Below are 19684 nucleotides of genomic sequence, written 5' to 3'. Positions count from 1 at the left end.
CCGCCCGTCGTGGCGTTCGTGTGGCTGCGGCCCAGCTGACCTAGCGGGCCAGCGCCTCGGTGACCGCGGCGACGACGTCGACCAGGCCGTGGCCCTTGTCCACCGAGGTGGTGGTCGTGGGGTTGGACGGGTCGGCCTCGTAGGCGGCACCGTCGGTGAACTGCAGCGCGGTGTCCTCGAGGATGTCCTCGACCTGCGCCGGGGTCAGGCCCGGGTTGGCCTGGTACAGCTGCGCGGCGATGCCGGCGATGTGCGGGGCCGCCATCGACGTGCCCGACAGCACCGAGTAGGTGTTGAGCGGCGAGAAGACCTGGCTGCCGGTCGCGCAGATCGGCAGGGTCAGGCGGCAGGTGGAGGTGATGTCGGTACCGGGGGCGGAGACATCGGGGTAGGTGTTGACCTGGCCGCTGCGACCGCGTGAGGAGAACGTCGACACGGTGCCGGTGCGGGTGCCGGTGCCCTGGTCGTCATAGGAGGCGACGCAGATCAGGCCCGGGGTCGGGTCCACACAGGTCGGGCTGGTGGCCTGCGCCGACCCGTTGCCACCGTCGTTGCCGGCGGCGAACACGACGGTCACGCCCTCGTCGATCAGGTTGCCGACGGCGATGGAGATCGCGTCACCGGGGTTGTAGTCGCCCGCGGCGGAACCCCAGGAGTTGTTGACGACCTTGATGGCGGGGCTGACCTGGTCGTGGTTGGCCAGGACCCACTCGAGCCCACCGAGGGCGCTGTGCACGCTGATGGCGGTACCCGCGGAGATGCCGTACAGGCTGGCCCCCGGGGCGGCCCCGTGGTACTGGCCGTTGGACGCGCTGCCGTCGCCCATCACGATGCCGGACACGTGGGTGCCGTGGCCGCCACCGGAGATGGTGTCGGTGTCGGGGAAGGGCACGGCGGCGGTGGTGGGGAAGATGATCTTGACGTTGCTGGCGGTGTTGGCCGACAGGTCGGGGTGGGTGCCGTCGTGGCCGGAGTCCACGACCGCAACGCCGACGCCGGAGCCGTCGTAGGGCGTGCCGTTCACGGCGCCGTCGAGGACGGCCTGGCCGCGGGTGGCGGTGTGGGAGGAGTCGGTGAACAGGCGCAGCTGGTGGTTGGCCTCGACCCGCTCGATCAGGCCGGTGCCGGCGAGGGCGTTGAAGGCGCTGACCGCGCCGGTGGCGCCGAACACGCCGACGTTGGGGAACTCTCCGGCGACCAGCAGTCCGGCGTCGAGTGCGCCCGCGACGGCGTCAGCCAGCGACACGTCGTCGGCGGGGTGCACGATGGCGAGCACGTCGCCGGTGGCCTCGGCGACATCGACGTCGAGCAGGTCGCTGGCGCCGGCGTCGGCCGCGCGGCCGCCAGCGGCGACGAGCGCCGCGGCCAGCAGGAGGACCGCGAACAGGGACAGGACCCGGGGGGCGGCGAAACGGTGGGGCAGGGACATACGAATGCTCCTTCGGTACGGCGGTGGAGACGTGTGGCCTGGCGGGCCACACCCCGCACGGCGGCGGGTGGTGCTGGTCGCGCGGCGGCGGCCAGCGAGCAGGGACGACCGCTGGCGGCTTCCCGACGGCGGTCTACAAACCCTGTTGCGTGTCAACCGACGGGGCACCTTCCCCAATTCACGAGAAACCTCGTGCATGCCCGAACCCGGGTGCCGGAGGCGCGGACAGGGCGTGTCCTTGCCCGGGTGTGACAGATTGATCACGGAGTGGACGGACGGTCCGCGCTCTGGTGGGATTGCACGACCCCACCCATTCGACGACAGAGGGACATTTGCGATGGGCCTGATGGACAAGCTGCGCGGCGAACTCGTTGACATCATCGAGTGGCTCGACGACTCGCGCTCGACGCTGGCGTGGCGCTTTCCCCGCTACAACAACGAGATCAAGAACGGTGCGGAGCTGATCGTCCGCGAGGGCCAGCGGGCGGTGTTCGTCTATCGGGGCCAGCTGGCCGACTCGTTCATGCCGGGCGCCTACCAGCTGACCACGGAGAACCTGCCGATCCTGGGGACCCTGCAGGGCTGGAAGCACGGCTTCAACAGCCCGTTCCGCAGCGAGGTGTACTTCATCAACACCCGGCCGGTCACCGACCTGCGCTGGGGGACCCCGCAGCCGATCACGGTCCGCGACCCCGACTTCGGCATGGTCCAGGTACGGGCCAACGGCTTGTGCGTGGTCTCCATCGATGAGGTGGACATCTTCCTGCGCGAGGTCATCGGCACCGACTCCGAGGTCCAGGCCGACGAGATCTCCGAGCTGCTGCGTCGCGTCATCTCCACCGCCTTCTCCGACATGGTGCTGGAGACGGGCCTTGGCGCCATCGACCTGCAGGGCAAGCAGGTCGAGCTGTCGGGCAAGCTGCGCGAGTACGTGCAGGAGAAGGTCGACGACGAGTACGGCCTGGGCATCGACGACATCACGATGAACATCTCGTTGCCCGACGAGATCACCCAGGCGATGACGCGTGGTGTGGCCAAGGGTGTCGAGACGGGCGGGTACGTCCGCAACATCGGCGACATCAACGCCTACCAGCAGGTCGCCTCCGCCGACGCCATGCAGGCCGCGGCGGCCAACCCCGGCGGCGGTGGCGGCGCCTCCGACGCGATGGGTCTCGGCCTGGGACTTGCGATGGCCAACCAGATGGCCGGCCAGTTCGGCGGGCAGATGGGTGGCCAACCGGCAGCGGCAGCGCCCCCTCCCCTCCCGGGCGCACAGTCCTTCCACGTCGACGTCGGCGGGCAGCAGGCGGGCCCCTACACCGTCCCCCAGCTGCAGCAGGCGGCCGGACAGGGCCAGATCACCGGCCAGACCCTGGTGTGGTCGGCCGGCATGGCGGGCTGGACCCCTGCGGCCCAGGTGCCCGCCCTGCAGGCCCTGTTCGCCGCACCACCACCCCTGCCGAGCGCGCAGACCCCACCGCCGGTCCCCTCCCAGCCCCCCGCCCCGCCGACACCGCCGCCATCCGATGGTGACGACGAGGGCTGAGTCCGATGAGCAACCAGCCACCGCCGCCGCTTCCCGGCCAGCCGGCCGGGGGGCCGCCCCCGATCCCCCCGCAGGCACCTGACGTTGCGGCCCCCCCGGAGGACGGAGCGGCCGCCACGCCCCAGCGGCTGAACGCCATGCTCCAGGAGCACCAGGACACCCGCACGTACCCGTGCGGGCAGTGCGGCGGTGAGCTCCAGTTCCACATCGGGCAGCAGCAGCTGGCCTGTCCCCACTGCGGCAACGTCCAGGCGTTCCGTGAAGCCACCGGCGCGGTCGAGGAGAAGGACCTGCGCAGCGCGCTGCGCGACCTCCGCACCAACCGGGAGGGCGCGCAGGCCCTCGTGGCCGGTGAGAAGGAGGTGGTGTGCCAGAACTGCGGTGGGCACACCACGTTCACCGGCACGCTGACCTCGACCAAGTGCCCCTACTGCACCACCCCGATCCAGCGCGACGACATCCAGGACGCCCCGGCACGCCTTCCCGTCGACGGCGTGCTGCCGTTCCGCGTCGACGAGCGGGCAGCCAAGGACAAGCTCCAGGAGTGGGTCAGCAGCCGCTGGTTCGCCCCGTCGGAGTTCAAGGACTACTCCAGCTCCGGGTCGTTCGAGTCGGTCTACACCGCCTACTTCACCTACGACGCGCAGGCCGAGACCGATTACCGCGGCGAACGGGGTGACGACCACACCGTGACCGTCGGCGAGGGCGACGACCAGCGCACCGAGACCGAGACCCGCTGGCGCCACGCATCGGGTCGGGTGCACAACACCTTCGACGACGTGCCGGTGGTGGCCAACGAGGGCGGCCTCAACCTCGGCTACATCGCCCAGCTCGAGCCGTGGCCCATGGAGCAGGTCAAGCCCTACAGCCCCGAGTACGTGGCCGGGCACCTCAGCCGCACCTACGACAACGACGTCGAGGAGTGCTTCGACCGGGCCAAGCAGGTGATGTCCAGCGAGATCACCCGCACCGTCGAACGCGACATCGGTGGTGACCACCAGCGCATCCACCAGCAGACCACCACCTGGAGCGGGCTGACGTTCAAGCACCTGCTGCTGCCCATCTGGCTGCTGACCGTCAACTTCGAGGGATCCACCTACCAGGTGATGATCAACGGGGCCACCGGCGAGGTCGTCGGCGAACGGCCGTACTCGAAGGTCAAGATCATCGCGACCGTTGCCGCGGTCATCGCTGTGATCGTCCTCCTCGTCCTGGTCCTCGGTCGATGAGGCGCACGTGAGCGTCGTCCTGCTGGGCATCGTCCTGCTGGTGCTCCTCGGGGCGGGTGCGTTCGCGTTCGCCCTGGCCCGCAGCGGCAAGCAGCAGTACGACGCGCAGGGACAGATCGTGCCGGGCGTGGCCAGCGAGGCGCCGGCGTCCTGGGCAGGCGCCCACACCCCGGAGGCCAAGCTCCACCGGCGTCTCGGCGCCGCCATGCGGGGCCTGCGGGAGGTCGCTGGCGCCCCGGGCGAGGAAGTCCGCCTGCTGGAGCTGCGGGTTGAGCTGGAGCAGCAGGCGCTGGAGATCGACCGGCGACTCATCGCCGCATCGCACCTGCCGGCCGCGGCCAAGGCGCCCGCGCTGGCGCAGGCCGAGCAGGCGGTATCTGCAGTCGAGCAGGCCGCCGGGGCGATCATCGGCCAGGTGGCGCTGGGGTCCACCGCCACCGACCGTGCCCTTGCCGACGTGACCGAACGGATCCACTTCGCGGCACAGGCGCGGGAGGAGCTGGACCGTCTCGAGGGGCTGGGGGGCGACTCCGTCGGGGGCAGCTGGCCGCCTGACTGGGCAACGACCGACCCGTCCGATACCGCGTCCGCCACCGACCCGGACGAAGGCGACACCCCGCAGGCCGGTACGGCCTAGCCGTAGTACCGCGTGGCCGGTGCCTCGTGGCGTCATGGTGCCCGTGGTGTCATGGTGCCCCGGGACGACGGTGCAGGACGGCCGCGAAACCCCGAGGGGAGGGACCCGCGGCCGTCCCCCCGTCAGACCTCGCCAGCGAGGTCTTCCCACGAAGGGCTGGCGCCCGCGTGTGCATCCGGCGACAGCGTGCAACGGATGTCGTCGTCCACACGGAACGCCAGCGAACTGGTGCCCTCGAAGGGCAGGTGTTGGTCGAAGTCGGGTTCGCCGACCTCGACGGTGATCATGGCCGGATCGAGGCCCTGGGCCAGCAGCTGGTCGGCGTAGGCCTGCTCCAGCGCCTGGCTGGTCACGGCGAAGGCCTCCTGCATGCAGGCGCGGCCACCGACGACCTGCTGTGCGTAGGCGAAGGCGCCGCCGATCATGTCGTCGCCGTCGTCGACGCCGGGCAGCAGGTCGGTGAGCTCACCGAGGAACCCCTTGTCCCAGTCGACCCCGGTGGCGCTGGCCACCATGTCCACGCGGGGCCGCACGAAGCTGATGGCCTCGCCGGGGACCGTCACGGTCAGGGTGCCGTCCTCGCCACGGCCGATGACCACCGCACCGGCGTCGACGCAGGTGTCGACGTCACCGACCGCGTCAAGGGACACGGTGTCGGTGCGGTAGACGAGGCCGGCAAGGGAGTGCTCGCGGGTGCCCTCGACCGACACGGTGGCATGCACGCGGGCACGACAGTCCAGCGCGATCGGTTCCACCCGCGTGATCGTGGCCGGTTGCTTGGGGCCCAGGACCCGCTCCTGGACGACCACGTCGCGCGGGAGCGACGGCAACCCCAGGTCCGGCATGGACAGCTGCACCACGCCGGTGGTGACCAGCAGCCATCCGACCATCGTCAGGACCCCACCGAGCAGGAGGGTCTTGAGGGCATCGGTCACGAACTGGTCCTTCGTCGGGTGGCAGGGGACGCCCCTTGGACCCCGTCCCCGTCCCGAAGTTGCGCTTGACCGAAAGAATCCGCAGCAACACGACAACCCGGGCCACGTGGGCCCGGGCTGTGCCTACCTACCTCGAACGCCTGATCACCCCTAGAGGGGCTTCACATCGCGGGCTTCGTCACCCTTGCGTCCTGGGCCGACCTCGAACTCGACCTTCTGGTTCTCTTCGAGGTTGCGGTACCCGCTACCTGCGATGTTCGAGAAATGGACAAAAATGTCCTTCCCTCCGTCGTCGGGCTGGATGAACCCGAACCCCTTCTCGGAGTTGAAGAACTTCACTGTTCCTGTTGCCACTACACTGCCTCACTGATTTCGGGAGCCCGCGAAGATATCCGGGCGCGCCAAGCGTACCCCTGAGTCTCGCGAGTACGCCATGCCCAGTATGGGATGGCGTCGTTTCGCCAGCCGGTCGGTTCAGCCCCGAACCACCGGCGTTCGGGGCGTCTGGAGGTGACTCTGGTCAGCGAACCGCCGCGATGCCTGCGGCGACGCGTGCCACGTTCTCCTCGGTCACACCGGCGATGTTCACACGGCTCGACGGGATTGGGTACACACTGTGGTCGTTCTGCAGCGCGGTCACCTGCTCCGGCGACAGGCCGAGGAAGCTGAACATGCCACGTTCGCCAGCGATGTAGTCGAAGTCAGTGGAGTCGGTTGCGGTGCGAAGGTGCTCCGACAACATCGCCCGAAGGCCGTTGATCCGTTCGCGCATCTGACCCACCTCGGCCTTCCAGTCCGCGGTGAGTACTTCGTCGTCGAGGATCTCCCCGACGATGGACGCGCCGTGGGCGGGGGGCATCGAGTACAGCTCCCGGGCGATGTTGGCCATCTGGCTGGTCGCCGTCGATGCGCCGTCGGCGGTTGCGGTGATGGTCAGGGCCAGGCCCGTCCGCTCGCGGTACAGCCCGAAGTTCTTGGACGCCGAGTAGGCCACCAGCAGCTCGGGCAGGCGGTCGGCCAGCATGCGCACGCCATAGGCGTCGGCGTCCATGCCCTCGGCGAGCCCGTGGTAGGCGAAATCGACGTAGGGGGTGAAGCCCCGTTCCTCGGCGAGGTCACCGATGGTGTCCCACTGCTCGCGGGTCAGGTCGGCGCCGCACGGGTTGTGGCAGCAGCCGTGGAGCAGCACCACGTCGCCGGGCCCACGCTGCTTGAGCGTGTCGACCATCGCCTCGAACTCGATGACGTGGGTCTGCTTGTCGTAGTAGGGGTACTGCTGCATGTCCAGCCCAGCCGCACCCATCAGGGGGATGTGGTTGCCCCACGTGGGCGCGGGGACCCACAGCTGGGTGTCGCCCTTGGCCCGCAGCAGCAGGCCAGCCCCGAGGCGGAGCGCCCCCGAGCCGCCGGGCGCCTGGACCGCCCCCACGCGCGCGCCGGTGACGACGGCGTGGTCGGCCCCGAACAGCTCACGGGTGATCCCGCTGATGAACCGGGCGTCACCCGGGGGCGACACGTAGGCCTTCGTCGCCTGATCGGCCAGCACCCGCTGCTCGGCCTGCAGGACGGAACGGAAGATCGGCGTCGTGCCGTTGTCGTCCTTGTAGACACCCACGCCGAGGTCGACCTTCAGCGGGTTGGGGTCGTTGCGGCACGCGACGGTGGTGCCGAGGATCGGGTCGGGCGGCAGGGGCTGGAGGGCATCGAGCATGGTGCGGACAGGGTAACCCTCCACGGTAGGGACCCGTGACCCGGTTACGGTCGATCGCCCATGAACCGCCGTCCCCGCTACGTCGCCGACGTCCTGGCCGTCCCGTCGAAGAAGCGCCCGCCGCCCCGCGAGGTCAGCCTGCGACTCGGCATCCGCCTGACCGACCGCTCCACCCGGTTCACCGGCCGGGTCGTGGAGGTCGACGGGAAGATCATCACCCTGGAGGCCGACGACGACGGCGGCCGCCGGGCCTTCCCCTTCGAGCCCGACCGCTTCGCCCAGGACGGAAAGCCGGTCCGGGTCACCCGCGGGGGCGTGGCGATCAACCGGCCGGCCACGTTGACGTCGGCGAGCGGCGCGGTCGTGGCGAAGAAGGTCACCCCGAAGGTGGCCCGGGCCTCGCGCATCTGGGTCGAGGGCAAGCACGACGCCCAGCTGCTGGAGAAGGTCTGGGGCGACGAGCTGCGGGAGCTCGCCATCGTCGTCGAGCCGCTCCACGGTGCCGACGACCTCGCCGCGGAGGTGCGCAGCTTCTCGCCCGGCCCGACCAGACGGCTCGGGGTGCTGCTGGATCACCTCGTGAGCGGGTCCAAGGAGTCACGGATCGCCGCGGAGGTGCACGACCCCAACGTGCTGATCACGGGCCACCCGTTCGTCGACGTGTGGGCCGGTGTGCGACCGAAGGTCCTCGGGCTGAAGGCCTGGCCGACGGTGCCCAAGGGGCAGCCGTGGAAGGAGGGTGTGGCGGCCGCGCTCGGCGTGGCCGATCACCGTGACGTGTGGCGGCGAGCGCTCGGAGGGGTCCAGTCCTTCGCCGACCTCGAGACCCCGCTGATCGGTGCGGTCGAGCAGCTCCTGGACTTCCTGACCGAGCACGACGGGTAGCCGACGGGCCGTCCCCCGAACGCCATCGGAGGACGGGAATGTGACAGCTGCGTCGCGTCTTCGTAAAAAAATGGTGCGCGCGACCCTCGTCCTGTCGTACAACACTGGTCAACAAACGTGTTCCACAGGGCGGAGCACGACAGGGGCCGCACCGGCGACGGAGCGGCCCCTTCGTCTGCCCGCGGACCCGTCGGCCCAGCCGACCAGCTCACTCGGTCGACCGTCGATCGGCCGGCCTGCCCACTCGGTCGACCGTCGATCGGCCGGCCCGGCTCTCGTGCACTTCAGCCTTCATCCTGGCCAACCTGCACGAGCTGCTGAACGCCTCGTGCAGGTTGGTGCCGTCAACGGCGGAGGTGCACATTTAGGGCTCCTGCGCCGGGCACCCCATGTTCAGCCAGACATGCCGCCGGGCCGGACCACGAGCGGTTCGCGACGCGGGGACCACAGCGGAACGGGGACACCTGCCAGGCGGTTGATGATCCACCCCTGGGCGGCCAGCAGGATCACGGCCAGCACGAGGACGACGAGCTCGTCGACGCGCGGGAGGATCCCGAGGGAGACGATCAGGGTCGTGGCTGCCGCCGGCGGATGCGGCAGGCGGAGCCACACCATCAGCCCGGATGTCACCGCGAGGGACACCGCGGCGGCGCCGATCCTGCCGGGGGTCGCCCCCATCGCATCCGCTGCCCCGACGTTCTGCAGCCCGAAGACCGCGAGTGACCCCCAGCCCGCGAGCACTCCGATGACGTGCCCGAGGATCGTGTTGCGCGGCGCCGCGGCCGCCCCCAACGGGTCGCTGAACAGCAGGTATGCCGTGGGGCCGAGCGAGGGGAAGACCAGGGGCACCCCGGTCACCAGGGCCGCCGCGGTCATCACCGCGATCGAGATCAGCCCGTTGACCAGTGCATAGGCGCCAAGGACTGGGACGGCGCCGAACCGCCGCTGGAGCGGTTCCAGCGCCAGCCCCTCCAGCGGTTGTGCACGTTCCGGTGGAGGAGGTGGGGCGAAGGGGTGCGGGGCCGGCTCGGTCACCGGCCCATCATCCCCCTGCCGGCGGTCGGTCGCTCAGCCGAAGTTGATGTTGAACCCTGATTGGTCCCCACCGCTGCCGCCGGTCCCGACCGACCGTGCAACACGGCTGGCCAGCCGCTCGAACGGCAACGACTGCAGCCACACGCGACCGGTGCCGCTGAGGGTGGCCAGGAACAGGCCCTCGCCGCCGAAGAACGAGGACTTCAGGTTGCCGGCGCGTTCGATGTTGTAGGCGATCGTCGACTCCATCGCGACGATGCAGCCGGTGTCGATGCGCAGGGTCGAGTTGTTCAGGGTGCGCTCGACCACGGTGCCGCCGGCGTGGACGAAGACGTTCCCGTCGCCCTGCAGGTCCTGCAGGATGAACCCCTCGCCGCCCAGCAGGCCCGCGCCGAGCTTGCGGTTGAACGCCACGCCGATGCGGGTCCCGTAGGCCGCCGCCAGGAAGCCGTCCTTCTGCACGATCAGCCGACCGCCCACGTCCTCGAGGTCCACGGCGAGGACCGAACCGGGGTACGGGGCGGCGAATGCCACGCGGGCCTTGCCTGCGCCGTGGTTGGTGAAGTGGGTCAGGAAGATGCTCTCGCCGGACACCGCACGCTTGGCAGCGCCGCCGAGCTTCTTGAACAGGCCCTGCTCGGGTTCGGAGCCGTCGCCCATCTTCACCTCGAAGCTGATGCCGTCCTCGATGTACATCATCGCGCCCGCCTCGCCGATGACCGTCTCGCCCGGGTCGAGCTCGACCTCGACGAACTGCATGTCGTCGCCGAAGATCTCGAAGTCGACCTCGTGGCTGCCCTGGACCGCCTGGCGGGTGCCGAACTGGCCCCCGACCCCCGGTGCAGGGGTGGCGGCCTGTGGCGGCTGGCCCTGCTGCTGGCCGATCGGCTGGGCGTCGGAAGCCCACTGCTGTCCATCCCAGTAGCGATGGGTGCCGGGAGGATCGCCCTCGGCCTGGTACCAGCCCGGTGCGGTCGACATGTCTTGCCTTTCCCTCGGTGTTGCCCCACGGCGGGCGCGCGGAGTCAGCGCCGAGAACGTACTCCCCGATGGTTGGGCGCGTCGGCTTGAGTCGTCGTTGGACCTGCCGATCGGACGGCCGTGGCCACGACTGACACGCGCGCGAGGACCCTGCCCACCGACACGACGGGCCTGCCGGCCGACGACGCGACCGAACGGCGCGCCGGGGGCACCCTGCCGCGCATCGACGCGGTCACCATCGGCCTCGTCATCGTGGTGCTGTTGCTGGGAGGCGTGGCGTTGGAGGCGTTTCGGGGAACCGGCGCCGTCATGGCGCACATCGACCACCTCCGGGACCAGGACGTCGCGCTCCTCGACACGCTCCACGACCTGCGCAGCAGGGACCTCGAGACCGAACGTCTGGTGGGCCAGTACCTGACACGGGGCGACGCCGACCGTGCCGCCCTCCTGACCGAGATCGTCGGGCTCCTCGGGGCCTCGAGGGACGACCGGCAGCGGCTCGGGGACCTTGCCCACCCCGCCGACCGCGTGGCCATCGACGCGGCGTCCGCTGCAGGGTCGCGGGTGGCTGAGGTGCACAGCAGCGCCCTCCGGCTGGCCGGCGAGGGCAGCCCCGGCGAGGCCGCGGCGCTGTTCTTCGCCGACGGCACCGCGGCGACCGAGGCGTACCGAGCTGGGCTCGAGGAGCTCCTCGTCGCACAGGGGGCCGAGGTGCAGAGCCAGTTCGACGGGGTGCGGCAGGAAACCGACACCGCTCGTGTCCTCGTCTCCAGCGTGCTCCTGGTGGTCATCCTGCTGCTCGTGCTCGTCGGCCGCATGAACCGGCGCCAGCGACGGCAGGCCCAGCAGCGCTCGGCCGAACGTGACGCCTTCTCCGCCGACCAGGCGATGCGGGGGCGGATGCACAGCGCCTTCGAGATGTCGCTGACCGAGAACGCGGCACTCGAGACCGCCCGGGACGCCGTACGCCAGGAGCTGCCCGGCTGGCGGGCCGAGCTGCTGATGGCGGACTCCTCCGCCGCCCACCTGCACCGTGTCGCCACCACCCATCCCGACGCCACCGAACCGTCGTGCGCCGTGGCCACACCCATGGACTGCCCGGCCATCCGCCGCGGCGCGGCACTGTGCTTCGACGACGCCGACGCCTACGACACCTGCCCCCAGCTCCGCGGTCGCGACCTGACGGGCGGGACGGCCGTGTGCAGCCCGGTGAAGGTCATGGGCAAGTCGGTCGGCATCCTGCACAGCATCGCTCCGACCCCACCCGCGTCGAACCACCTGCAACGCCTCGAGGCCATCGTGCAGACGTCCGGTGATCGGGTCGGGGTCCTCCGTGCCTTCGCGACCACCCGGACGCAGGCCGAGCGCGACCCGCTGACCGGCCTGCTCAACCGCCGCAGCCTCGAGGACGCCGTGGGAGGCCTGGCGGCCCAGGACGTGCCCTACAGCGTGGCGTTCTGCGACCTCGACCACTTCAAGCGGATCAACGACACCCACGGCCATGCCGCCGGTGACCGCGCGCTGCGCCAGTTCGGCCGTGTGCTGGACTCGACGTTCCGACCCGGCGACCTCGTCGGCCGCTGGGGTGGCGAGGAGTTCGTCATCGTCCTGGCCGAGACCTCACCGGAGGAGGCCGCCGACGCCGTGGAGCGCGTGCGAAGCAGCCTCGCGATGGCCCTGCTGGTTGGCGACACCCCGTCCTTCACGGTCTCTGCCGGCATCGCCGGCCCCACTGACGACTTCGAGACCGCCGTCGCCCGCGCCGACGCGGCCCTGCTCGAGGCCAAGCGCCGCGGCCGCGATCGTGTGCTCCGACACGACGCGCTGGTGGACGCCGAACCCGCCGGCTGAGCAGGTCAGGTCAGCGGCTGGATCGGCTTGTCGAGGTCGGTGGCGAGGTGGCCGGTGTCGTTGAAGCGCCGGACGATCCAGCGGTCCTCGGTGACGACGATGTGGTTGATCGACCCGTTCTCGGCACCGACGAAGGCGAACGGGTGGCTGCCACAGGCCAGGTGCATGACCATGCCGATGACCCCGCCGTGCACGAACGCCACGACACGCTGGTCCGGGTGTGCCTCGGCGATGCGGGTGATGCCGGCCCTGACCCGACGGGCGAAGTCCTCCCGTGGCTCGGCGCCGGGGATGATGCCCCAGTCGCCCTTCTCGAACATCTCCTTGGCGATGGGGTGCTGTTCGCGGGCACGGATGCGCAGCAGGCCGCCCTCCCACTCCCCCAGGAACACCTCGCGGAGCTCCGGTTCCACGCGGGGTTCGAGGCCCAGCTCGGCGGCCAACGGCGCAGCGGTCTGCTGGGTCCGCTGCAGCGTCGTGACGTAGATGGCGGAGATCTCCTCCCCCTTCAGCCGCTCGGCGACCCGCCGGCCCTCGTCCTGCCCCTGCGGGTCCAGGGGCGGGTCGGCATGGCCGCCGACGGTCGGGAAGGGCTGCCCCTCCACGGCCGGGGCGGACTCGCCGTGGCGGACCAGCAGCAGATCACACGCACCGGGGGCGGGCTGGAAGCGGTACTGGCGAACGGGCTCCGACATGGGTCGGCAGGCTAGCCGCACGAGGTGACGCCGGCCGGTCGGCCAGCCGAACACCGGACGGCCCCTTGACGCCATAAGTGGAGGAACACTATTGTTTCGGGCCATGCGCGACACCACCTGGGACATCCTGATCACCGACGGCCTGGTCTTCGACGGCCACGGCACCATGCCGACCACCGAGGACGTGGCGATCGCGGACGGTCGCATCGTTGCGCGTGGCCGCGACCTCGACCCCGCGCTCGCGTCACGCGTGGTGGAGGCAGCGGGGCGCTGGGTGCTGCCGGGGATGCTCGACATCCACACCCACTACGACCTCGAGGTCGAGCTCGCGCCGGGCCTGCCGGAGGCCGCTCGCCACGGCACGACGACCGTCGTCATGTCCAACTGCTCGCTCGGGACCACCTACGGGCACCAGCGGCGCGACAACGGCGAGTACGTCGAGGACCCGATCATCGACTGCTTCGCGCGAGTGGAGAACATCCCCAAGCACGTCCTGACCCGCGCCGCCGACGAGATGGACTGGACCACCAGCGAGGAGTACCTGGCCCACCTCGACGACCAGCCGCTGGGCGCCAACGTGGTCCCGCAGATCCCCCACTCGATGCTGCGCGCGCAGGTCATGGGGCTGCGCGACTCGGTCAACCGCGACCCCTCCCACGACGAGATCGTCCGCATGGGGCAGCTGCTGAACAGGGCCATGAAGGAGGGCTACGCCGGCTTCTCCACCGACGCGCTGCCCTTCCACTACCTGTCCAACGACCCCAACCGGAAGACCAAGATCCCCACGCAGTGGACGACCCGTGAGGAGCTCAAGACCCTCACCCACGTCGTGCGCCACCACGACCGGGTGTGGCAGGGCACGCCGCCCAAGGACTCTCCCGTCGACACGGTGAAGACCTTCGGCCTGACCTCCGGCCGGCTGTTCGGCTCGCCGCTGCGAACCACCATCGTCGCGGCCATGGACGTCAACACCGACCGGACCATCCTTCCGCTGGCCAAGGTGCTGATGGCGGTCTTCAACTCACGGCTCGTGGACGGCAACTTCCGCATGCAGGCGCTGGCCGCGGAGTTCAAGGTCTGGGCCGACGGTCCGCTGACCCCGCTGTGCGAGGAGATCCCCGAGCTGCGCGAGCTCAACGAGCCCGACCTCGAGGACCGCGAGGGCCGCACGGCCATCCTCGACGACCCCGACTGGCAGGCCCGGTTCCGCACGATGTGGAACGCCGGCAAGGACGGGAAGGGCCTGCGTGGGTTCCTGAAGAAGGTCCGCATCGAGCCGTGGGCCCTGCCGACGGACCACGAGAAGCTCGTCATCGACGGCAACAAGCCGGTCGCGGCGTGGAAGGGCCTGACCTTCGCCGACCTGCAGCGGCGGGTCGAGGCGTTCCGTGCCGGGCGGCTGGACACCACGACGGCGGAGGCTGCCGAGCTGCGGGCCTTCCCCGCCGACGTCGACGACGACGCCAACGTCGTGATCCACCTGCTGCGTACCTACGACCTTGACTTCCGCTGGTACGCGATCACCGCCAACTCCGACCGGAGGGCCGCCAAGGCCGCGCTGACCCACCGGTACACGCTGCCCGGCTTCAACGACTCCGGCGCCCACCTGACCAACATGGCCTTCTACGACGCCAACCTGCGCGGCCTGCAGTGGGTGATGGACGACGGCCTCGCCGCGGTGAGCCGCCACATCATGCGGCTGACGAAGGAGCCCGCCGACTTCTGGCAGGTCGACGCCGGCACCCTGGACGTCGGCGCGGTGGCCGACGTCGTCGTGATCGACCCGGCGCGGCTCCGCGGTTGGGACCCCGAGTCCACCATCGAGCTGACCTACCGCGACGACCTGGGCGACGAGGTCATGGTCAACCGACCCGAGGGCATCGTCACCACGACCGTGGTCGGCGGGACCGTCGCCTGGGACGGCGTGGACGTCGCCCCCGAGGTCGGCAAGGTCCGGCTGGGCCGAACGCTGCTGGCGGTCAACGGCTGAACTGCCCCGGGGGTACACGGCGGTGACCCGCTGATCGCACCGCTGTCGACCCATCCCCTATCCTGACGCGCCCACCCAGCAGTCAGGAGTTCTTCGCGTGTCCGCAGTCACCACGTCCACCGTCCGTTCCCTCCTCGCGGGGGTGATGGCCATCGCCGTTGTCCTGGCCGTCCTCCTCGCCGTGCCCGACACCGCCCGGGCACAGGCAACGCCGGCAGATCCAACCGTCCCGTCCGACGTCGGCGATGCCGTCGCGCTGGCGCTTGCCTGGTCCGCGCTGATCCCCGACGGCAGCGTCGACACCGTCCTGCTGGGCACCACGCGCTCCTTCGCGGACTCCCTGGCCGCCGGCGGCGTGCAGGCGCTCGACGCCGGCGGTCCGCTGCTCCTGCATGACGAGGGGACGGTGCTCGACGCACGGGTCGCCGACGAGATCGACCGCCTCGGTGCGTCCCGTGTGGTCATCCTCGGCGGAACCGCAGCCATCTCCGAGGAGGTCGCGACCACGCTGGAGGACGACTACGACGTCGAGCGCGTGGCCGGTCCGGGGCGTCGTGAGACGGCGGTCGAGACCGCCCGTCGGTTCTTCGACGCGCCCGCAGAGGCCATCGTCGTTCGGGCCGACGGCGACGCCGACGTGCCGACCCGGGGGTTCATCGATGCCCTCGGCGCAGGGACCCTGTCGGGCACGATCGGCGCACCGATCCTGCTCAACTCCACCGCGACGCTGGACGACGTCGTTCGTGACTACCTGCAGGCCACGCCGTCCATCACCGAGGTGACGATCGTGGGCGGCAACGGTGCGATCTCCCGTGACACCGAGCAGGCGCTGCGCGACCTCGACCTGCGCGTGTCCCGGAGCGGCGGGGCCACCCGCCACGAGACCGCCGCGCTCGTGGCCCTGGACGTCCGCACCGCCACGTCTCCGAGCGAGGACGGCCGTCGGCCGTTGATCATCGACGGCAACGACGACCTGGCCTGGGCCTCCGGCCTGCCGGCGTCGTTCCACGGCAACATCCTCCTGCTCGCCAACGGTGACGACGCCACCGCGCCGACCATCCGAACGGTGCTGGGCGTCCAGAACCAGGACGATGCGGTGCGGTGCGGTCCGTTGGTCAGCACCACCGCCTGCGCAGAGGCACGAGCCGCCGAGGACGCGATGCAGTTCGACAGCGAGGTGACCCTGCTGGAGACCGTGCTCGACGGCTACCAGGAGGTCCCAGCGGTTGCCACCGACGCGTGGGGTACCGCCGCACTGTGGGTCGGGCCCGACTACACGTGCGTGCAGGCCACCGTGGCGTACGAGAGCGGCCCCCTGACCGGGTTCCACCTGCACGCGGCCGACCGTGGCGACAACGGCGACGTCGTCATTCCCTTCTCCACCGAAGAGTACCTGTTCGACCTCGCCGACTGTGCGACGGGCCTGGACACCGCGCTGGCGCAGGCGATCGCGACCGCGCCGTCGGGCTTCTACCTCAACATGCACACCGAGGCCAACCCCTCGGGGGAGATCCGTGGTCAGGCCCACGCCCTGGCCGACGACCTGTTCTCCAGCCTCGCCGGTGACCAGGTCGTGCCTGCCGGGACGGGACTGGAGAACCGCGGTGGCGTGGTTCGCATCGATCGTCCCGAAGCGGGTCTGCTCTGCTGGACGTCCTCGGCCAACCTCAGCCAGGACCGCGTCACGTCGCTGACCGTCCACGACGGTGCGGAGGGCGAGAACGGCCCCGCGGTGATCGACCTCGACCACCGCTCGCCGGAGGACGGCTACGGCCGTTGCCTCGAGGTCGACCCCAACGCCGCGGATGCACTGTTCACCGACCCGGAGGCGCACTACGTCCTCCTGTCGACGGAGAACCTGCCGAACGGCGCGATTCGCGGTCAGCTGCGCTGACCCACGGGCGGGCCGACCTTCGCGTCGGCCCGCCCTGACAACACGACAGCGGTCGGTGATGCACCATTGGGGGCATGGCACGCGGCAGCAGCATGACGATCGACGACCTGGCGGCAACGACGGGCGTGTCGAGCCGCAGCATCCGCTACTACCAGACCCGCGGCCTGCTGCCCCCGCCCCGGGTGAAGGGCCGGCAGGGGTTCTACGGCCAGAAGCACGTCGACCGGCTGAACCTGATCACCGAGCTCGCCGAGGAGGGCCTGAACCTGCAGGCCATCGGCTGGCTGATCGGCGGGGCGAGCCGCGTGGACTCCGACGAGCTGCGGCGCCTGAAGCGCGCGGTCCTCGACGGCTGGGTCAGCGACGAACCCGTGTCGATCTCCGCCAAGGACCTGTCCAAGGCGCTGGCCGGTGGCACCTGGGACGAGGGCACCGCCGCCCGTGCAGCCGAGCTCGGCCTGCTGGAGGAGCTGGAGGACGGCGAGCAGTGGCGGATCCTCCTGCCCAGCGTGCTGGCCGCGGGTGGCGAGCTGGCCGACATGGGGCTGCCGCCCGAACGGATGCTCGACGTCCTGGAGACGATCCGTGAGCACGTGACCCCCATCGCGGCCGCCTACGTACAGGTCTTCGACGAGGCGGTGCTGGCCCCGTGGGATGCCCGCGGCCGTCCCGAGGGCGAGTGGAGCGCCATCCGTGAGGCGGTGGACCGCATCCGCCCGCTGGCGGGTGAGGCGCTGCTGGCGGTGTTCCGGCAGGTCATGACCGACGTCATCACCGACCTGATGGCCGGCACCGACGAGGAGGACGCGGGCGACGCCAGCTGAGCGGTGTCAGTCCGCCGCGACGGTCGGTGCGGGCGCCGGCGGGTCCGGCTGAGGCTGGGGCTGGGGTGCGGTGACGACGGGGGGCGGCACCGGCTGCGCGGGGTTCGGCGCGGGCGGGTTCGGGGCGGCAGGTGGCGGGTTGGGCGCGGCGGGCGCCGGCCCCGCCGGAGCAGGTGCGTCGGTGGGGTCGGCTGCGGTCGGGGTCGGGCCGATCCCGTCGGGCAGCAGGAGGGTCAGCCCGTCGGGGTCACCGTCGGGGACCACGATGGGCAGCTCGGTCGTGCGCAGGCTGACGGCGTCCGTGTCGATGCCGAACGCCTCGACGGAGCCCTCCTCCCCCGCGACGGTGTCGGCGACGTGCAGGAACCAGCGGCGAGTGGCCGTGGGCGGCAGGAGGTCGACGCAGTCCTGCAGCGTCATCGCCAGCACGACGATCCCCTGGTCCACCGTCTCCGCCATCGCCACCGGGACCTCGCAGGCAGGGACATCCCCCTCCCCCTGCACGCCGAGGGACAGGACCAGGTCGGCGGGCCGCGGATGGTCCAGCTCGATCGTCACCGTCGGCAACGGCAGCTCGGTCTCGGTGGCCAGCGGCCCGATCGTGGGACCGTCGGAGGGCTTGGGCGCCACGACGACGTCGACGCCGTCGGTGGGGGTCTCGGCGGGCGCGGACGTTACCGCGACGCGCTGGCTGGGTTCCTCAGCGGTGCCGTCGCCGTCGGTCAGGAACGCCACGACGAGTCCGGCCAGTCCGAGCACCACCACCGCCACCGCGCCGATGAGCACCCGCCGGTTGCCCGCGCCCTTGCCGCTGCCCGCGCCGTTTGCGCTGCCCGCGCCGTTTGCGCTGCCCCCGCCGTTGCCGCTGGCCGACGCCTCGGGGCGCCCCGCGAGGGGAGGTGGCTGGCCGGCAGGGGGTCCCGACGGTTCGACAGCGGGCGGCAGTACCGGGCTGACTGGCACCGTGGGCAGCGCGCCGTCCACGGGGACATCGGCGGTCCCTGCGGGATCGGCCGTGGCGGTGGACTCGGGGTGGACGCCGCGACCTGCCACCGACATGGTCGCCATCGCCCACCCCTGCGCAGCCTGGGCCTCCCGCAGCATCTGGCCGGCCGCTTCGGCCGAGGCGGGCCGGTCCCCGGGGTCACGTGCCAGCATCGCGTCGATGACCCCGGCGACGGCGTCGGGGACCCCGGCTGCCCTGGCATCGGGGTACTCGCCCTTGACGATGCGGAACAGCAGGTTGGCCACGGAGATGTCGGGGTCGTCCACGAACGGTGGTCGGCCGGTGAGCATCGTGTAGAGGGTCGAACCGAGGGAGAACACATCGGAGCGCACGCTGGCGTCCTCACCCTCCAGCAGCTCGGCCGGGGTGTGGGCGAGGGTGCCCGTGACGCTGCCCGTGGTGCTCGTGTTCGCGCCCCCCAGCAGGCGGGCGATGCCGAAGTCACCGAGCTGCGGTTCCCCGAACCGGTTCACGAGGATGTTCGCCGGCTTGATGTCGCGGTGGAGGATGCCGTGTCGATGGGCGGTCTCCAGCGCCCCGGCCAGCTTGACACCCATGGCGAGGACGTCGGCGGTCGGCAGCGCACCGCGGATGTCCAGGGCGTCCTGGAGGGAGCCGCCGACCAGGTACTCCATGACTATGTACAGCGCCCCGCCGACCGACTCGCCGTGGCTGAAGACGGTGACGATGTTGGGGTGCCCCGACAACGTGCCGAGGGCACGGAGCTCGGACTCCACGCGGCTGCGGCGCTGCTGGGTGCCGATGACCTTCACGGCCACCACCCGGTCCAGCGACGTCTGGTGCGCCCGGTAGACCACCCCGAAGCCGCCGCGGCCGATCTCCGCAGCGTCGGTGAAGCCGGGGATGGCGAAGCGCTCCCAGTCCTCCGACACGGTCCCTCGATTCCGACGTGCGGGCACCCGACGGCAGGACTGCCCGGGCGTCGTGATGCTACTCCGACACGCCGGGACACCTTGCAGGCCGATGTACTGATGATCAGTGTCTCTCCGTTGACTGTTACACCACTTGGTGTCAC

16 protein-coding genes are annotated in these 19684 nt (G+C 70.9%); 8 read left to right on the top strand and 8 right to left on the bottom strand.

The genetic code is table 11. From position 1 onward, the window contains the following. Positions 1-40: 40 nt before the first annotated feature. Positions 41-1429 carry a S8 family serine peptidase gene (locus DVS28_RS06955; RefSeq protein WP_114590818.1) on the bottom strand — a complete coding sequence of 463 codons (1389 nt, stop codon included), beginning with the start codon at positions 1427-1429 and terminating at the stop codon, positions 41-43. A 337-nt stretch (positions 1430-1766) separates the two neighbouring features. Here DVS28_RS06955 and DVS28_RS06950 point away from each other — a divergent pair, with 337 nt between their 5' ends. The 3 genes from DVS28_RS06950 to DVS28_RS06940 are packed head-to-tail and all read left to right on the top strand — an operon-like array spanning position 1767 to position 4841. After that, on the top strand, positions 1767-2975 hold the full coding sequence (locus tag DVS28_RS06950; protein ID WP_114590817.1) for an SPFH domain-containing protein: 1209 nt from the start codon (positions 1767-1769) through the stop codon (positions 2973-2975). Positions 2976-2980: 5 nt separating this feature from the next. Further along, a complete protein-coding gene (locus DVS28_RS06945; protein ID WP_114590816.1) occupies positions 2981-4204 on the top strand; it encodes a TFIIB-type zinc ribbon-containing protein in 1224 nt (407 codons plus the stop codon). A 7-nt stretch (positions 4205-4211) separates the two neighbouring features. After that, a complete protein-coding gene (locus DVS28_RS06940; protein WP_114590815.1) occupies positions 4212-4841 on the top strand; it encodes a hypothetical protein in 630 nt (209 codons plus the stop codon). Positions 4842-4963: 122 nt separating this feature from the next. Here the strand turns inward: DVS28_RS06940 and DVS28_RS06935 are convergent, their stop codons facing one another. From DVS28_RS06935 to DVS28_RS06925, 3 genes are all read right to left on the bottom strand, one after another. Beyond that, positions 4964-5776 (bottom strand): hypothetical protein, encoded by an 813-nt coding sequence (locus DVS28_RS06935; RefSeq protein ID WP_114590814.1) that lies wholly within the window; start codon positions 5774-5776, stop codon positions 4964-4966. A gap of 150 nt (positions 5777-5926) precedes the next feature. Further along, positions 5927-6130, bottom strand: coding sequence for a cold-shock protein (locus tag DVS28_RS06930; protein ID WP_108664467.1), 204 nt, complete (start codon positions 6128-6130; stop codon positions 5927-5929). Between the two features lie 166 nt (positions 6131-6296). After that, a complete protein-coding gene (locus DVS28_RS06925) occupies positions 6297-7487 on the bottom strand; it encodes an amino acid aminotransferase (RefSeq protein WP_114594035.1) in 1191 nt (396 codons plus the stop codon). 60 nt (positions 7488-7547) lie between these two features. Here DVS28_RS06925 and DVS28_RS06920 point away from each other — a divergent pair, with 60 nt between their 5' ends. Further along, a complete protein-coding gene (locus DVS28_RS06920; protein WP_114590813.1) occupies positions 7548-8372 on the top strand; it encodes a DUF3097 family protein in 825 nt (274 codons plus the stop codon). Positions 8373-8765: 393 nt separating this feature from the next. Here the strand turns inward: DVS28_RS06920 and DVS28_RS06915 are convergent, their stop codons facing one another. After that, positions 8766-9407 carry an HPP family protein gene (locus DVS28_RS06915; protein WP_114590812.1) on the bottom strand — a complete coding sequence of 214 codons (642 nt, stop codon included), beginning with the start codon at positions 9405-9407 and terminating at the stop codon, positions 8766-8768. A 33-nt stretch (positions 9408-9440) separates the two neighbouring features. Beyond that, the gene (locus tag DVS28_RS06910; protein ID WP_114590811.1) at positions 9441-10388 is read right to left on the bottom strand and encodes a TIGR00266 family protein; all 948 of its coding nucleotides are present in this window, start codon (positions 10386-10388) and stop codon (positions 9441-9443) included. A 120-nt stretch (positions 10389-10508) separates the two neighbouring features. Here DVS28_RS06910 and DVS28_RS06905 point away from each other — a divergent pair, with 120 nt between their 5' ends. After that, positions 10509-12239, top strand: a complete 1731-nt coding sequence (locus DVS28_RS06905) for a diguanylate cyclase domain-containing protein (protein WP_114590810.1) — start codon at positions 10509-10511, stop codon at positions 12237-12239. Between the two features lie 5 nt (positions 12240-12244). On the opposite strand, the gene DVS28_RS06900 is transcribed toward DVS28_RS06905, so the two are convergent. Then, on the bottom strand, positions 12245-12934 hold the full coding sequence (locus DVS28_RS06900) for a histidine phosphatase family protein (RefSeq protein WP_114590809.1): 690 nt from the start codon (positions 12932-12934) through the stop codon (positions 12245-12247). Between the two features lie 103 nt (positions 12935-13037). On the opposite strand from DVS28_RS06900, the gene DVS28_RS06895 reads away from it, so the two are divergent. From DVS28_RS06895 to DVS28_RS06885, 3 genes are all read left to right on the top strand, one after another. Beyond that, positions 13038-14924: an amidohydrolase family protein gene (locus tag DVS28_RS06895; protein ID WP_114590808.1), complete on the top strand. Its 1887-nt coding sequence runs from the start codon at positions 13038-13040 to the stop codon at positions 14922-14924. Positions 14925-15021: 97 nt separating this feature from the next. Continuing rightward, positions 15022-16818 carry a CHRD domain-containing protein gene (locus tag DVS28_RS06890; protein ID WP_114590807.1) on the top strand — a complete coding sequence of 599 codons (1797 nt, stop codon included), beginning with the start codon at positions 15022-15024 and terminating at the stop codon, positions 16816-16818. A 74-nt stretch (positions 16819-16892) separates the two neighbouring features. Then, positions 16893-17642, top strand: coding sequence for a MerR family transcriptional regulator (locus DVS28_RS06885; protein ID WP_114590806.1), 750 nt, complete (start codon positions 16893-16895; stop codon positions 17640-17642). Between the two features lie 6 nt (positions 17643-17648). On the opposite strand, the gene DVS28_RS06880 is transcribed toward DVS28_RS06885, so the two are convergent. Continuing rightward, positions 17649-19541 (bottom strand): serine/threonine-protein kinase, encoded by a 1893-nt coding sequence (locus DVS28_RS06880; protein WP_164710043.1) that lies wholly within the window; start codon positions 19539-19541, stop codon positions 17649-17651. Between the last annotated feature and the right edge of the window lie 143 nt (positions 19542-19684).

Origin of the sequence: Euzebya pacifica, from assembly GCF_003344865.1 — a bacterium.
Lineage (GTDB): Bacteria > Actinomycetota > Nitriliruptoria > Euzebyales > Euzebyaceae > Euzebya > Euzebya pacifica.
Note: the sequence above shows the minus strand (reverse complement) of the source record. Positions and strands in the feature narration are given on the sequence as shown.